Source organism: Bradyrhizobium nanningense, assembly GCF_004114535.1.
Taxonomy (GTDB): Bacteria; Pseudomonadota; Alphaproteobacteria; order Rhizobiales; family Xanthobacteraceae; genus Bradyrhizobium; species Bradyrhizobium nanningense.
On record NZ_LBJC01000002.1, the window covers coordinates 312,027 to 328,089 of the forward strand.

Here is a 16,063-nt window from a genome sequence, read left to right on the forward strand (position 1 = left end):
CGTCTTCATCAAGCGGTCGCACCGCGCTTCACGACGAAATCAATCAGGGACAGGGCCTGCTTCCGCCAGAACAGCAGAAGGCCCGTCAGGTAGGTCGCTCCAAAACAGGACGACAGCAGTCCAATCCGCAAATAGGGGTTCATGCCCGGCGTCGCCTCGCGGCACAGCACGACCGCGCCGTAAGCCAGGACGATGGCACAAAGGCAGCCCGCAATGGGGCGCAGAAACTGGCTCCAGCTCAAGCCCAGCAGCCGGAGCGCCAGCGCGAACGTCACGGGAGTCACCACGAGCTGGGAGAACGCGAAGATCGTGGCCAGTTGGCCTATGTCGCGCGAGGGCAGCAGGAACATGGCCGGCACGACCGTGCAGAACTTCAGAATATTGAGCAGGAAGACGTAGTTCGGCTTGCCCAGAGCGCCAAAATAGGCGCTGTTGACGAACTGCACGGTCTGGACCGCGCCAATCAGCATCAACGGCCGCATCACCGCTTCGCTGCCGCCCCACTTGGCGCCGAACAGCAGCAGGGAGAATTCCGGCGCGATCGCCGCGAGCAGCACGAAGACCGGAGATCCGATCAGCGCGCCGAGGCTGACGCTGCGCAGATACGCGCCGGCGATACGGTCCCGCTCGTGCGCGATCTTGGACAATGCGCTCAGCGCGACGTCCATGACCGCCTGGGTGAGCAGCTGCATCAGGATGATGTAGACCCGCGCACCGACCGTGTAGATGCCGAGGGCCGCAACGCCGTAGAGCGACAAGATGATCATGTCGATCGTCCGCACGATGGCGAAGTCCAGCAGCCTGTTCAGCACGACGTGGATGCTGTAGCCCGAGAGCTCGCGAAAGCTCTTCATATCGTGGCCGCGCATCGGCAGCCATCGCGGTTGGCTCCAAAGCCACAAGCCGCTGATCGCGCTCTGAACGACCACCTGGATCACGAGGCTCAGGGCGCCAAACCCGGCATAAGCGCAAGCGATGCCCACCACGCCGGACACGGCGGTTGCCACCATGGTCCTGAGCGCAAGCACGCGAAAATCCATCTTGCGCTTGTAGAGCGCTTCCTGGAACAGAGTTGCGGTCCCGATCGGAAGCGAGAGACTGGCCGCGGCGAGCAGCGGCGCGAGCCCCTTCACGCCAAGCCAATGCTCGATATGCCTCGCAAGCAGCGCAATCAGGACGGCCAGGAGCACAGAGGCTGCAAACGAGCAGAAAAAGGGCAGCGTCACGTCGGCGGCCTCGAGCGTCCGCCGCTGGATCAACGCATCGCCGAAGCCGAATTCCGCGATCGAGCTCAAGAGCAGCAGGATGAAGGCGACCAGCGCGGCAAGGCCGAAATCGGCGGGATTGAGCAGCCGCGCCAGCACCAGGAACAGCACGAACGACAACGCGCGGCCGCCCCAATTCTGTGCGAGCGACCAAAACAACGCCACCACGACCTGATGTTGTTTGCCCTGAATGACGTTCATCAACAATTCGACCCAATTCCGACAGATCCAATCACAATCGCAGACTAGACGACGTGACACGCGATGCTGCCGCACCGTCACCATCTCCGATCACAGCGGAGCAGTGATTGCTCGCGACATTACGACGGAGTGATGGCAATCAGATGAGTGCCGTCACGATTCCGATTTAGAGTGGAAGTGAGTTCAAATCGTGGACTACACTCCAATCAACCTTTGCGATGTGATGCAAAATGGATGCCTTGATGAATTCGCCCGCTCCGCGTTCTCTCCGTAGCTCCAAGCGTTTGCGCGTGGCGATCTACGCACCGCATTTTGCAGAATATTCCTATCGGCTCGCCTCGGGATTGGCTCACCATTGCGACGTCCGGCTCGTGCTCAACCGCAAAGACGCTAATCAGCAATGGGAACTGGCCGATATCGCCGTGGCAGCTCCCTTCGAGACACGCATTCGCGACCTGAGCCTGCGCCGCGGCGGCGCGATCGGCATCCCGGCCTCGTTCCTCGACATAATTTCGTTTCGTCCGGACGTGATTCATTGTCACGAAGTTCCGGAGATCTACACGTCCAAGCTGATCCAGCTCCTTCGTCCGCTCGGCATTCCGCTCGTGTTGACCGTTCACGATGCGATTCCGCATTCGGAAGGCGGCTCCGGCACCTCGCCACGTGAAGATGCCTGGCGCGAACGCATGCGCGCGGCTGCATCGGTCGTCACAACGCATGGCGAAAGCTGCATTGCCGATTTTTGCCGCGCTTCGCCTGACTTCAAGGGGCAAACGGTTTCCAGCATGCACGGCGTGCTCATGGTTCCGCCAGCGACGGGTGCGATCACCGCGCCCGACACCGCACGCATCCTGTTTTTTGGACGGATGTGGGCCTACAAGGGCCTGGACGTCTTCGTCGACGCGATCGACATGTTGGCCCGGCGCGGCGTGCCACATGAAGCGATCGTCGCCGGCCGCGGCCCCGAGATGACGCGGCTCGGCGCGCGAATGGAGGCGATGCCGACGGTCAAGACCATCAACGCCTACATTTCGCCTGCGGATACCGGGCGGCTGTTTCAATCCGCCACCGTGGTCGCCCTGCCCTATAAGGATGCAACGCAGAGCGGCGTGCTCGCCTCCGCATACGGCAATTCTCGTCCCGTCGTTGCCAGCGCCACCGGCGGCATTCCCGATGTCGTGACAGACGGCGTCAACGGGCTGCTTGTTCCTCCGGGCGACGCAGCTGCGCTGGCCGATGCTCTCGAACGCGTGCTGACCTCGAAGCCTCTTGCCGCGACATTAACTGATGGCGCACGGCAAACCGCGGCCGGCATTTTGAACTGGGACCGGATCGCCGAGCAATTGCTGGGGTCCTATCAGAAGCTCGCCGGTCGTACCGTGAGCTGACCGCGGGCACGCGGTCTCTCAGATCGATTGCCCGATCTTCAGCGGTCGAAAGAACATGCCGCGGATCGCTCCGTCCAACAGGCGCCTCAGCCTCACCTCGATCAGCTCATAGCTGATTGCGCTTGCGACCAACGACATCACCAGCCCGAGCGCGATGAAGGCGGTCCACAGCAGCCAGCGGTCGACGCCGACGGCGACCAACTTCAGGCCGATCACCTGCAAGGGGAAGAGCACGAAGGGATGCACGAGATAGAGACTGTAGCTGATCTTGCCGACATATTGCAGGGCCGGCGCGCTCAGAGCCTTGCCCAGGCCCGCCCCCGGGGCAAGCACCATGCCGAACAGCAGGAAGCCGGGAAGCAGCCCCACGAACGGGTGGAACAGCACCAGGCTCGCATACATCGCCGCTCCGCAAGCAAGCCCTGCGATCAAGCCGAGACGCCCCGGAATCGCAATGCGAAAGCCGGTTGCGCTGAAGAGCATGCCAATGCAGAAGAAGGCCGTGATCGGCCAATGCATGAGACAGGCGATGCCCAGCAGGATCAGGGGCGCGGCCAGCAGCTTGCCGCCGATGCGCAGCATTGAAAACGTGGCTGCAAACCAGATGTAGAAGGCCCACTCATAGGTCAGCGTCCAGGCATTCTGCTGGGCAATGGGCAGGCCGAGCGCATCCTGCACGAAAAACAGATTGGCAGTGAAGATGGCGAGATAGCTCGGTAGATCGATCCCGCGGAAGAACTTGTAAGCGACGATCGGACCTATCGCGAACAGCGCGAGATGCAGGACGACGAATACCGGCATGATGCGCAGGACGCGATCGAAAAAGAACCGCGGCAGCGACCCGTGCCGTACCAGGCTCGCCGGGATCAGAAAGCCGCTGATCATGAAGAACAGCTCGACGCCATGCCCGCCGACATTGATCACCGATTGTAGCCAGGGCCAGAGCGGCGGCAGGAAGCCGGGATCCGGAATGTCGTACATGCCGCCCTTCGGCATGTCGTAGAAATGATCCATCAGCACGCTCAGCGCCGCAATGCCGCGGAGCCCCTGGACCGACGGAACGAACGATCCGTCGTAGGCTCCGCCCGGCTGGTGCGGAAGCTGGGTCACTCTGCGGCTCCCTGGGTACTGAGCGCAGGCTCGAGAACGACGGCCTTTCGCCGCGCAGAGCGGAACCTCTGCCCGAACGAAATGCAGGGCTTCTCGATGAATGCGTACGTCATCCAGCTGACAAGAACCGACAACGCCAGGATCAAGACCATGAAGATCGACCATCCAAGCGGCCCGTCGCCGAACCAGACGAGGCGATGAATGAAGACGATCACGAACGGCGACATCAGGTAGATCGAATAGCTGATCACGCCGACGAACGCCATCGGGCGCCACGCCATTCTCTCGCCGAAGACGGCAAAGCCGATGAAGACCAGCGCCGCGCAGACATAGGCCGATCCGATCGAATAGCTGTAGAAGAAATTCTCGTGATACACGCCCCCGAACCGCCGGTCGGACAGTGTGGCGGCAAAGACCGCATACAGCAGCGTACAGACCGCCACGTGAGTCCATCGCAATTTTCCGCCGATGACGGTGTCGCGGATGATCTTGCCCAGGAACATCGCCGACAGGTTGAGCCCGACTTCCATCACGGAGGAAACGGTCCTGCTCTCCACCAGGAGTGCAGCGGTGGTTCCGACCAGCGCGGCCGCAACGACAATCGTCACTGCCGTGAACCGCTGGTTCAGCAGCCCCATCGCGAACAGAATGGTGCATCCGACGTAGAACAGCAGCTCGATCGCCAGCGTCCAGTAGAACACCCAGAGGTTCGGTACGTTCACGAAGGTCTGCAACATCGTCACGTTCGCAGCGACCTGTCCGAGCGGATAGACCTTCAACTCCAGCAGCTGCATCGTCACGAGCCCGACCACGAGCGAGGTCCAGTAGGCCGGATAGAGCCGGAAGAAGCGGCTGATCGCGAAGTCCCGCATGGGCGTGGCGCTGTTCGGGAAGCTGAACGGAATGACGAAGCCGCTGACGAAGAAGAACAGCACCACGCCGAACCGGCCGAAATTCATGTAGTAGCCGAACACGTCGTGGATCGGCCAGTAATAGGCACCTGTCGGGTGCTTTTCGACGATGATCTCGAAGACATGCTGGACCAGGACCGACAACACGGCAATACCGCGCAGCGTATCGATGAATGCGAGCCGTTTATGCATCGTTCGTTCTCACCTGCTTCCGCTCGCCGCCGGTATATCCGGGCGGAAGCCTTCCAATGACGGCATGGGCTGCCGCAAGACAATCGGCACGGTGTCGCCCGCCCGTGCGGACGCTGTACGGCGCGAGAACACCTCGCTGAAGCTCAATGCGATGATCAGGAGGCCAGACGCCGGGCCGTAATTCAGCACCGTGATCGTGAAAAGGTTGACGACGAAGATCAGCGTCAGCTTGTAGACGTCGGTCGCTCCGAATGTCGCCCGGAACACCATCACCATGAATGCGGCGAACGGGAGACCGAACATCAAATAGGTCCCGATGTAGAAATTGTCGACGGGCACCCAAAAAGACGCGAGCGGCGAGAACAGCTGTTGCGGATAGTTGAAGCAACCCGCACCGCAGCCAGTCACGAGGCCGACCGGCATGAGCTGGGTCAGGTAGATGAACGGCTTTTGCCAGCTGTTGTTGATGCGATCGACGATGCTGAACAGCGTCGAGTGCGGCACCGCGGCGGTACCGGAAGCGACCACGATCATGAAGAACGGCACGAAGATCGAGGCGAAAGACCACAGCGCGATGGTCCGGATGGCAGGAAAGCGCGACTTCTCCGGCAGCATCCGCACGAACACCAGCAGAATCAAGTAGAGCACGAGGACAATCATAGTCGTCTTGCTCGTGGTCAGCTTGATGGCATAGATCGCGATGGAGCCGAACAGGAGACACCACGTGGTGCTCATGCGAATGGACGTGATCGCGAACGACACCAGGATGAAGAAGGCGGCCATGGTGTTGTCGGCCGCAAAACCCATGAGGCGCTGGTCGTCGCCGCCATAAGCCCACCACAACCGGCCGGCCTCGCGTACCGCGCCGAAGGACTCGTATTTGTAGCCGACCCAAGGCATCAGGTAGAATTTCGTCAGGAAAACACCGATCACGGACAGGTAGAAGGTCACGGCAATGACCGACAGAAGCTTTCGGTATGAGCCGAGGCTCGAATCGCAGAAGCAGAATCCGACGAACACCGGCAGCATCATCTTGAACGACGAGACCGCTGCGTTGACCGTACCCAGCATGAAATAGCCGAGCACGAGCGACAGCATGATCTGCACCAACACCAGCAGGGCCAGGGTGCTGCGATTGCGCAGGATACAATGGACAAAGAACTGGACGAGGCACAGAAGCGCAACGGCGTCTGGCACGTACCAGAGCGCATTCATGTGATAGATGCTGGTGTAATAGCGGATCACGCCGCCGAAGGCGTCGCGGATCAGATAGACCGCGAGCGCGATGGCCTCGATGTTGAGGCTGATCAGCGTCATCTGGGGTCGATGCAGCGCAGAGATCGTCATGTCCGGCTCAGTTCGTCAGCCGCGCCGACCGCGCGGGAGAGCGCGCGAAATCCCGGCGGCTTCCGAGTGCATTTCGCATGAACTTGCCGCCGGGAATTTCGACGTAGAGATAAGTGAAGTGAGACACCGCCAGGACGGCGGCCAGCGAGACCACGAGGTTCAGCGTCGCCGGCAGGCCCGTCCAGACCGAATCCAGCGCGGCGATCCGCCCTGCCCCCACCGCCCGTACGAAATATTCAGCGAGCAGCACCACGAGGGCGTGCACCATATAGATCGAGTAGGAACGTTTCCCGAGCCAGACCAGCGGCCCAGCCACCAGGATCCGCGGCACCAGCAGCGCATCCGGAAAGGCCAATAGGCTGCCGAGGAAGATCGCAAACGTCACGGGCGCGAGGAAGGTTGAGGCAGGACTGGACTCCGCCAAGGACACCAGCACGATGCTGGCTATCATGGCGACGAATTGCAGCGCGCCCTGCACGGCAGGGCCCGGCTTGGCCGGCAGGCGATCAACGATCCTGACGGTCAACACGCCCAGAAAGAAGCTGACGAAGCAGCGGAGGATACCGAAGTCGGTCTGAAGCCCGAGGCTCCTCTTGTCGAGCACGAAGATGATGAAGACCAGGCTTCCGACCGCGAGCGCGCCGCAGAGGACGTAGAACCACAACAGGGAACGCATGCGCTGGGCAAAGAGGACGATCAGGCCGAACACCAGATAGGTGTAGAACTCGACGCTGATGCTCCAGCTCGGCGCGTTCCAGCTGAGATAGTCGATGAACCCCATCGAATGCAGCAGCAGGACGTTGAGACCGAAGGAATAGGCGTTGTTCACTTCGAAGGCCGCCGGCGCGGCCACAACGACACCCGTCATGACCAGGCTGATACGCAGCAGGCGAAACAACAGATTTGCCATCAGCACGACGATGTGCAGCGGATAGACCCTCGCCAGGCGCCGCACCATGAACTCACGCAGCGAGAAACGCCCGAAGTCGCTCTCGACGTAGCTGAGCGACATGACCATCCCGCTGAGAACGAAGAACAGATCGACCAGCAGCCAGGAGCTTCTGAAGAACGAGCAGTTGATCCACGCATTGTGCGGGAACGCAGCGAGGAACGTCGGCATCAGCAGGAGATGGTGAATCACCACCGATGTCGCAGCAATGCCCCGGATACTGTCGAGCGGCAGGACATGCGCCTTCTCACGATGAACCAACTCCGTCACATCAACATTCCCAGCTATTGCACCGCAGCAGTGTGTATCAGGACTCGCGCGCGTTCAATCTCCGCGATGGCGGACTCGCATTCGACGCATGACGATCGACGATAATTTCAACGCTCGCAGTTCGTTCGGACATGCGAGCGCCAAGTTCACGCCACTTTTTGCTTGAGACCGCCGTGCGTCGGCGCGCAAATCAATTCGGGCGCGATGATGGCGGGTATTTGCGTGCAAAGTGTGCGCGAAATTCGGCGCTGTTGCGGTCAAGCCGAACGCAACGGCGCTGATTTATCCGCGTGCAGGTGGTCATGCATGTCGCACCAATAATTCTTCACGGCGGGAACTAATGTCTCGCCCGGCGACTTGTGTCGGTTTTGCGACGCGACCGGCGGCGCCGGATGGAAGACGCCTCATATGTTTTCAAGTTGCAACATTCTTGGGCGCGAGCATGCCGATCTCGCAGGCATTGCATATCGTCATTTTGCAACCGATTGGGAAACGACAACGCAGCGGTTGCAATCGACGACATGGACTCCTCTTTTGCGTCGCACAAAAATTGACACAGTTACCTGCCAGGTTTCGCGTGTTCTCCTAATGCAACAAGGAGCAAGGGACACGGATGGGCTGCGGACTGACACGTCGTCATGCAAGGCCACGATGGCTAACGATCGTCTTGGCGAGCTTTGCCTTGACCGTGTCGAGCATCGATGCTTGCCGCGCTCAGTGCGTCGAATTTACAGATCGTGCCTCGCAGCTCGAGCTCGACACGTTCGTCAAGTCGCCCTCCTCGCTGCTGGAGCGACTGCGCAATGACAAGGAGAAGCTGAGATATCGGCTCTCCACCTATATCGCCACGACTACGTCGGTGTTGCCGTCCGTGCAGACACTGATCTCCGCATCGGCTTCGACCGATCGGTCCTCCATCGGCGCCGCGCTGCGCATTGCCGAAGGGCGATGCACGTCGACGAAGCCGGACGCTGCGCGCAAGATCAAGGATTTCGTGCAGCGGATTGGCGATCTCAACGTGCAAGCAGGTTATTCCGCCGCGGGAGACGACGCCTCCGGCGTCCAGGCTCAGGCGCAAGACAAAGGCCCGACGCAACCGTCCCGGGGTGGGGCGCTGCTCGACGGCGAATGGAAGACCAAGCTGGCCAATCCTTTCAAACCCGTCCCCCTTCCGAACTGATCAGCGATCGTCAGAGGCAGCGAATTAGACAATGTACCAACCCAGAGAACATTTCCAGTCGGGACACCGATTTGGCATCGAGTTTGGCGGAGCGGTCCTCAGCTTCGAGCGCGTGGCCGACGTCCTGCGCCGGCAGTGGCCGATCATCGCGGCGTGCACCGGAGCTGCGCTGGCCCTGGTGGTCGTCTATCTGGTTCTGGCGCAACCCATGTACACGGCGAACGCCCGCATCATGATGGATACGCGTCAGGCGCAGGTGCTGGACAAGGACAGCAACGCCAACAGCGCCCTCATCGACACCGGCTACGTCGACAGCCAGGTCGAGGTCATCAATTCGGACGACCTGATTCTTTCGGTCGTTCGTCGGCTGAAGCTGACGGACGATCCGGAGTTCAATGGCTCCGATCCGGGCCTGCTGTCCATCGTCCTCGGCAAAGTCATGTCGCTGTTTGGCTCCGGCGAACCGGCGTCCCAGGATCGTCTCGAGCATGCGGTGGTGGAGCAGGTTCAGAAGAACCTGAGGACGGAACGCGTCCTGACGACGTATGTCTTGTCGTTGAACTATCGCGCGCGGAGCCCAGACAAGGCCGCCAAGATCGCCAACGCCATCGCCAAGGCCTACCTGGTCGGCGCCCTGGAAGCCAAATATGAATCCACCAAGCGGGCGACCGAGTGGCTTCAGCAGCGCAGCATCGAGCTGAGCGAGCAGGCTACGGCCAGCGACCGCGCCGTACAAACCTTCAAGGCCGAGCACAATATCGTCGGAACCAGCCGCGGCCTGATGTCCGAACAGCAATTGTCGGACCTCAACACCCAGCTGGTTCAAGCGCGTGCGGCGACGGCCGAAGCCAAGGCCCGGCTCGACCGGATCACCGCGATTTCGGATCAGGACGTCGCACAGTCGACGGTGACCGACGCTCTCAACAACTCGGTCATCACCCGCCTCCGCGCCCAATATCTCGACCTTCAGGCCCAATATGCCGACTGGTCGAGGCGCTATGGCAAGCAACATCTTGCTGCGGTCAATCTGGCCAACAAGATGGAGGAGCTGCGCAAGAACATCGCCGACGAGCTACATCGGATCGGAGACGCCTATCGCAGCGACTATGAGATCGCGAAGAGCCGAGAAGCCTCGCTCGAGAAGAACGTGAAGGAGCTCGTCGCCCAGGCCGGCCACACCGGCCAGGCCGAAGTCAAGCTGCGCGATCTTGAAAGCGCCGCGGACACTTACCGCAACCTCTACAACAACTTCCTCGAGAAGCTGCAGAGCGCGACGCAGAATCAGAGCTTTCCGCTCAGCGAGGCACGCCTGATCAGCACCGCCACCAACCCGGATCGCAAGAGCTCGCCGCGCACGGTGCTGGCGCTGGTGGGAGGCCTGGTAGGCGGTCTCTGCCTCGGCTTCGGTATCGCATTCGGGCGTGAACTGCTCAGCGACGTCCTGCGGACCCCCGGCGAGGTCGAGGAGGAGCTTGGCGTCAAGTGTCTCGGAGTCCTGCCCGACATTCGTCCGCCAACGACGACCGGCGCCTTGCTTTCGACGTCGGCCAAAACAAGCTCAGCCGATCTGTCCCGCTACGTCGTCGATCATCCGTTCTCGCGGTTCGCCGAGACGTTGCGCAACATCAAGGTGTCGATCGATGTTGCGCGCCTGACCCGCGAGATCAAGGTGATCGGCATCGTGTCTTCCCTTCCCAAGGAAGGAAAAACGACGGTGGCGGCCAACTTCGCACAGTTGATCGCCCTCACCGGACATCGCACGGTCCTGATCGACGGCGATCTGCACACGCGCTCGCTCACCCGGGAGCTCGCACCCAACGCCAAGAGCGGATTGGTCGAGGCTCTGAGCGATCCGGCGAGCCTCGGCTACCATGTGCAGCGAAGCAAAGAGACGGGCCTGGATTTCCTGCCCTCCGTCGTGGCGTCCCGCATGGTCAATTCGGCCGACGTCATTGGATCGAAGGCGATGGCCGAGTTGCTCAAGGTGCTGCGAGAGCACTACGAGTACATCGTGATCGACCTTGCCCCGGTGATGCCGGTGGCGGACTCGAAGGCCGTCAGCCTCCTGATCGACGCCATGGTCTACGTGATCGAATGGGGGCAGACGACACGAAGCGCTCTTCAGGAGTCGGTTTCCGGGTCGGAAGTCCTCCAGAAGAAGCTCCTCGGTGCCGTGCTCAACCGCGCCAACCCGAAGATGCTCAAGCGTATCGAGGCGTATAAGGGCAAGCACCACAACAGCTATTACGTCGAGCACGCCTAAAGCATGATCCGGAAAAGTGCGAAGCGATTTTCCGGAAAGATCATGCGCAAACAATAACCTAAGGCGCGATGACGATTCATCCAAATCTCTTCGCGCTTTAGACTGGAGGCGCGCAGCGCCACGCCAACCGAACTTGAACGATTTCGGGCCCGTTGCCGTTGGCAGCGGGCCTTTTCTCGTGCTTTGCGGAATTGTCGCGTGAAGGCGATCGAACGCGCCTTCGTTTACGGGACCGAAGATTGCACCAAACCACTCAGACCTTGCTCAGGCCTCCGTATTCGCCCGGAATCCACAACTTGCAGTTCTTGCTCTAGCCAAAAGCAAGGATTGACGAAACCGGTGATGGCTAAGACAGTACGCCAATTGGCAGCCATCCATCGATAAGACGAGACAATCCGGTCCTCGAGGCCTCAAAATGCCGAAACCTTGGGCATCTTTCTTTTTGGGTTCCCTGGGGCTAACCTCGGCTTATATTTGCAGTTCTTTTCCGGCGGGCTCGGAATGCTGATCGTCCTGACGATTTTGACTATTTGGGTGCTGCTCAACATCCTGTTCGTGTTGATCGTGGTTCCTCCACGCAAGGCGCGCCGGCAGCCGATGGCGGCGCCGACGCTCTCACCCGCGCCCATCGATCCGAGCCGACGGGAAATCGAGCAGGACGAACCTTTCTCGATTCGCCATGTCATCGTTTCCGTTGCGATGGGGGCTTTCTTCGTACTCGTGCCGCCGTTGCTCGCCTTGCGGGATGCGATCATGCGGCTCTTCGGCAGGTCGTCGCGAGATGGAACCTGAGCTCCAGCGCCTGCCGCTTCAGATCAACGGGACATTGAACGGTCAGTAGGCTTCCTGGAACATCACCGCCGACGCCGTGCGGGCCATGATCTTGAGGTCGAGCCAGATACTCCAATTGCTGACGTACCAGACGTCGTACTCGACCCGCTTTTCCATCAGATCGATCGTCGGCGTCTCCCCTCTGAACCCGTTCACCTGAGCCCAGCCCGTCAGGCCCGGTTTCATGTGGTGCCGGTAAACGTACTTGCTGATCAGCTCGTCATAATAATTGTCATGGGCCAGCGCATGCGGGCGCGGCCCGACCAGCGACATATCCCCGCGCAGCACGTTCCAGAGCTGCGGCAGTTCGTCAATGCTCGTCATGCGAAGGAAGCGCCCGATCTTGGTGACCCGGGCATCCCGCTTGGTCGCCTGGGCAATCGTCTCACCGTTCTCGCAAACGGTCATGGTTCGGAACTTCCAGATCTCGAACGGCCTGCCGTTGAAGCCGCGGCGCGATTGCCGGAATATGACGGTTCCTGGGGAGTCCAGCTTGATCAGCATGGCAACGGTCAGCAGCAACGGCGTCAGCATCACGAGTGCGAACAAGGCCACGCCAATGTCGAGACAGCGCTTTTGCAACCGCTCGAGAATGGTGAGAGGCGGCCGCTGGATTTCGACCGCTACGGTTCCACTGACCGGCAGAAATGGACGGGCCACGAGATCCGCGACCGGGTCGTCAGGCAGCAGGCGTATAGGCTGCGGGACGGCGCGCAAGTATGGCCCCAGCTTGCGAAGCATCGGCAATTCGTTCCAGTCGATCGCAAGCAGATATTCGTCGACGTCGGCCGAACGCGACTGACGGATTACGTCACGAATCTGCCGCTCCCAATGGCCGTCATCCTGATCGGCTCCGAGCACGAAATGGCGCATCACGTCGAAGCCATTCCTCCGCAGATCCTTGAAGCGGCTCGAAGTGAAGTCGAGCGGCTTGAGGCTGAGCAGGACCACCTTGCGGTCGACCAGCCGGCTTCTCGCAAAGCTCGTGCCGAACACCGCCTGCCAGAGGAAACGGAGGCTGATCAAACCAAGTCCGCCGATCACAGCGAACACGATGACCGTGCCGCGGGATAGATTATCCGTCGATTTCAGCAAGAAGGCCGCAACGGCAAGGATCGTCAGCGACGTCAGCCAGATAAGCACCGCCTTTCGAAGCTGCCAGACGATGTTGAGCAAACGGTGCGTGGCATAGACGTCGCGAAAATAGGCGACAGCCACGAACACCGCGCCGACAAACAATCCGGCTCCCAGCGAAGCGCCATCTGTGGGCGAAGCGACGGCCGCGCCGTACAGCGAAGCCCCGGCGGCATAGCTCAACAGGATCAGCAGAAAGTCAGCAGCCATGACGACGATCTGAAACGGCCTCTGAAGAGAGCCACCGCGCGTCGACGACAGCGTGTGAGCGTTTTCAGAACCATAAGTTGCAACAGCCATTCGAACCTCTGCCTATCGAGAGAGTGCCTGACGCTCATCGTGATGCTGAAGACTCGTCACTTCCCCGCACGGAAAGTGTTGGTTGATCGCAGCGACATTGTGGCGCTGCACGCAAAACTTTTGCGGCGCAAGGATCATGCGCCGCGTTGAAATGCGCAGCGAAATTCGTCGCGCCGAAAATGTCGTCACAGTGATGACATATGAGCGAACGCGTTGCCCTATTTTGAATCAAGTTCCACATCCAGCGCGATGCATGATCGTCGCGCGAGCGCCCATCGCTCATCTTTCAGGCGAAGCGAGTCCCCGCGAGGAGGCGGAACGAGTCAGTTGCGAGAATTTCGATGGATTTCCATCTAGGCGTGCGTCTGAAAAATTGGCTCAGGCATGCAACTTTGCCGCACTCTCGCACGCAGCAATGCAATCATGCGGACCGATCATTCGCGCCGCCCGTCGCATAACCAGGTCGGCAAAAAATGCCGCGCCCTTCTTTTGGCGTGATCGAGCCGGAGAACAGGAACGCTCCCTCACCGAATTCACGTTGTTCGTGTTGGATGGAAGCTCTCCGGTGCCGGCGACTTGGGGAAATTTTTCAACCACCCGTCGATTGAGCGCCATGATATCTCTCGCCCGACCACGCCCGACCCTTCCCAAACCGCAATTGCCGGAGGGAGTCCGCATCTATGCGATCTCCGATATTCACGGATGCGCGCATCTGCTCGAGCCCATGTTGCGGGTGATCGACGCCGACGTTACCCGCAGCCGGCCGCGCTATGCGGTCGAGGTCTTCATGGGCGACTACATCGACCGCGGCCCGGATACGCGCGCCACTCTCGACGTCCTGGTCGAACGGAGCCGTCGGGGAAACGCGGTTTTCCTCAAGGGAAACCACGAGGAATTTCTTGTGAGGGTGTTCGAAGACCCTTCACTGTTCGAAGATTGGATTGCCGTCGGCGGGGCCCAGACGTTGATGTCCTACGGGCTCGCCCCGCCGGACCTGAAGCGCGACGAGCCCGCATCGATCATGCGCGATTTGATTCGGGCAATGCCCACCGAACATCTGGAATTCCTCGACAATCTGCGGCTGAGCTTCAGTTGCGGGGACTTCTTCTTCGTTCACGCCGGCGTTCGCCCGGGCGTTCCACTTGCCGAGCAGACCGAGCGCGATCTGCTCTGGATTCGCGAAGAATTCCTGCGGAGCGAGGAACAGTTCGGAAAATATATCGTGCATGGTCACACGCCGGTCCGCAGCGCCGAATTCCTGGCGAACCGGGTCAACATCGACACTGGCGCCTATGCGACCGGCAACCTTACCCTGATGAGTATCCAGGGCAGCCGCATGCTCGCAGTGTGAGGTGACGGCGGCTTGCCATCAGCCTGCCGAAGCTGGCGCGCCTCGGAAGGCTGCTGCTCACATTTCCTGATCAGAGTCTAAAGCGCGATGAGATTTGGAGGAATCATCATCGCGCTTTCGGTCGTTGTTTGCGCACGATCTTTCCGGAAAACCGCTTCGCACTTCTCCGGATCATGCTTTAGTTGAGCAAGCAGGGCTTCTCCAGCCGCGCACGCGTTGCGGCCATCCAATCGTTCCAGGCTCGCTCGTGCTTGACGTAGAGTTCCAGCCAACGTTCGCCATGCTTGTCCTGACGGACACGGTGCGCCTCGACAAGCAAGTCGGCGCCATGGCGGGCGCTTGGATTATCGAGGGCTTCGAACTCGACCGTCTCCGAGATCGTCAGCCCGACAAGCACGCGTTGTCCCGCGCCATCCACGATGTAGCGCCGGGGCGCGTCCCTCTTGGGTTCGCTCATCTCGTCATGACCCATTCGTATCCGTGAGATCCCGCGTCCTGCCAGCGCATCGGACGTTGCCTAAAAGGCTCGTCGGGCGTGGCCGAACGTTGAGGTCGGAGTCGGCCCAGTCCTTCGGCGCGAGACGCCACGGGATGAGTTCGCAGGACTTCGTTGGACGCGCCAAGCCCGCAACGCGTAGCCCAAGATGAGACCAGCGCTGAAAATGAAAGCGGAGACGAATGCAGAAGTCATGGGAGGTGCCTTGGATAGTCTAGGACTTATCAAGAGCGAGCAGTGTGTCGACATCATGATTCTTGCCGACCCTGGACGCCGAAAGATTGTTCATGCCTGACCTCTCGCGTGCATCCAGCGTAGTCTCGCGTGCATCGATCGCAACGATCAAGATTCTTCCATGAGAAGCACTCTATATAGAGAGATGTCCTCGCGCCCCCCACCCTCCAACACCGTTGCAGTCGGGCAAGCCTGACGCGCCTTCCCTCGCACCGGAAGATTCGGGCCAACCGGCCAGCCCACGGCCTTGCAACCGACCGGAACCCGTCGCATTATTTCGCATCGCATTTCAGAGGGATTCAAATCCAATGACCTTCCGCGCCCTTATTCCATCCATTGCCCTGGCCGCTCTTGGCCTCGCCGTAACGGTCTCGGTTGCGCCGGCCGCCGAGCTCGCGCTTGCTCCGTCACACCGGGCCGCCGTCGTCCAAGGCGGCCTTGTGCTGTGGGATGATGTCTACCCGCCCGCGATCTATGGTCCCCAGCTTCGTCCGGTCGAGGAAGTCGCCGCCATGAAGGCGCAGGCACGGCCCGTATCCCAGCGCTGGTGGGGATATTGGTACGTCCGGTAAATGCGACTGCGCTGAGCTGAGCTCGACTAACAACTGCCGCCCTACCGGCCAACGGGGGGCGGCAGGTTT

Annotated in this window: 13 protein-coding genes; 6 read left to right on the forward strand and 7 right to left on the reverse strand. The window is 60.5% G+C overall.

What is annotated here, in order from left to right:
* Positions 1-8 precede the first annotated feature (8 nt).
* On the reverse strand, positions 9-1,466 hold the full coding sequence (locus XH84_RS01460; protein WP_128916526.1) for a lipopolysaccharide biosynthesis protein: 1,458 nt from the start codon (positions 1,464-1,466) through the stop codon (positions 9-11).
* 290 nt (positions 1,467-1,756) lie between these two features.
* Here XH84_RS01460 and XH84_RS01465 point away from each other — a divergent pair, with 290 nt between their 5' ends.
* A complete protein-coding gene (locus XH84_RS01465) occupies positions 1,757-2,854 on the forward strand; it encodes a glycosyltransferase family 4 protein (RefSeq protein WP_245471567.1) in 1,098 nt (365 codons plus the stop codon).
* A gap of 18 nt (positions 2,855-2,872) precedes the next feature.
* On the opposite strand, the gene XH84_RS01470 is transcribed toward XH84_RS01465, so the two are convergent.
* From XH84_RS01470 to XH84_RS01485, 4 genes are read right to left on the reverse strand one after another with little or no spacing between them, the layout of a single operon-like run.
* Positions 2,873-3,964, reverse strand: a complete 1,092-nt coding sequence (locus XH84_RS01470) for an acyltransferase family protein (RefSeq protein ID WP_128916524.1) — start codon at positions 3,962-3,964, stop codon at positions 2,873-2,875.
* Positions 3,961-5,067, reverse strand: a complete 1,107-nt coding sequence (locus XH84_RS01475; protein ID WP_128916523.1) for an acyltransferase family protein — start codon at positions 5,065-5,067, stop codon at positions 3,961-3,963. Before XH84_RS01475 ends, XH84_RS01470 begins: the two co-directional genes overlap by 4 nt.
* Before the next feature lie 9 nt (positions 5,068-5,076).
* Positions 5,077-6,414 carry a hypothetical protein gene (locus tag XH84_RS01480; RefSeq protein ID WP_128916522.1) on the reverse strand — a complete coding sequence of 446 codons (1,338 nt, stop codon included), beginning with the start codon at positions 6,412-6,414 and terminating at the stop codon, positions 5,077-5,079.
* A gap of 7 nt (positions 6,415-6,421) precedes the next feature.
* Positions 6,422-7,633 carry an acyltransferase family protein gene (locus XH84_RS01485; RefSeq protein WP_245471568.1) on the reverse strand — a complete coding sequence of 404 codons (1,212 nt, stop codon included), beginning with the start codon at positions 7,631-7,633 and terminating at the stop codon, positions 6,422-6,424.
* 688 nt (positions 7,634-8,321) lie between these two features.
* Between XH84_RS01485 and XH84_RS01490 the strand changes: the two genes are divergently transcribed.
* The 3 genes from XH84_RS01490 to XH84_RS01500 all read left to right on the forward strand — a co-directional run bounded on the left by XH84_RS01490 (position 8,322) and on the right by XH84_RS01500 (position 11,868).
* Positions 8,322-8,813 carry a hypothetical protein gene (locus XH84_RS01490; protein ID WP_128917148.1) on the forward strand — a complete coding sequence of 164 codons (492 nt, stop codon included), beginning with the start codon at positions 8,322-8,324 and terminating at the stop codon, positions 8,811-8,813.
* Positions 8,814-8,844: 31 nt separating this feature from the next.
* Positions 8,845-11,076 (forward strand): Wzz/FepE/Etk N-terminal domain-containing protein, encoded by a 2,232-nt coding sequence (locus XH84_RS01495; RefSeq protein ID WP_128916521.1) that lies wholly within the window; start codon positions 8,845-8,847, stop codon positions 11,074-11,076.
* Positions 11,077-11,577: 501 nt separating this feature from the next.
* Positions 11,578-11,868, forward strand: coding sequence for a hypothetical protein (locus tag XH84_RS01500; protein ID WP_128916520.1), 291 nt, complete (start codon positions 11,578-11,580; stop codon positions 11,866-11,868).
* Between the two features lie 42 nt (positions 11,869-11,910).
* Here XH84_RS01500 and XH84_RS01505 read toward each other — a convergent pair whose 3' ends face one another.
* Entirely contained in the window at positions 11,911-13,341 is a 1,431-nt protein-coding gene (locus tag XH84_RS01505; protein WP_128916519.1) for an undecaprenyl-phosphate glucose phosphotransferase, read from the reverse strand.
* A 613-nt stretch (positions 13,342-13,954) separates the two neighbouring features.
* On the opposite strand from XH84_RS01505, the gene XH84_RS01510 reads away from it, so the two are divergent.
* The gene (locus XH84_RS01510; RefSeq protein WP_128917147.1) at positions 13,955-14,692 is read left to right on the forward strand and encodes a metallophosphoesterase family protein; all 738 of its coding nucleotides are present in this window, start codon (positions 13,955-13,957) and stop codon (positions 14,690-14,692) included.
* Between the two features lie 178 nt (positions 14,693-14,870).
* Here the strand turns inward: XH84_RS01510 and XH84_RS01515 are convergent, their stop codons facing one another.
* Complete coding sequence (locus XH84_RS01515; protein ID WP_245471570.1) at positions 14,871-15,149, reverse strand: hypothetical protein; 279 nt, start codon at positions 15,147-15,149, stop codon at positions 14,871-14,873.
* A 581-nt stretch (positions 15,150-15,730) separates the two neighbouring features.
* On the opposite strand from XH84_RS01515, the gene XH84_RS01520 reads away from it, so the two are divergent.
* Positions 15,731-15,994: a hypothetical protein gene (locus XH84_RS01520; protein ID WP_128916517.1), complete on the forward strand. Its 264-nt coding sequence runs from the start codon at positions 15,731-15,733 to the stop codon at positions 15,992-15,994.
* Positions 15,995-16,063: the final 69 nt, after the last annotated feature.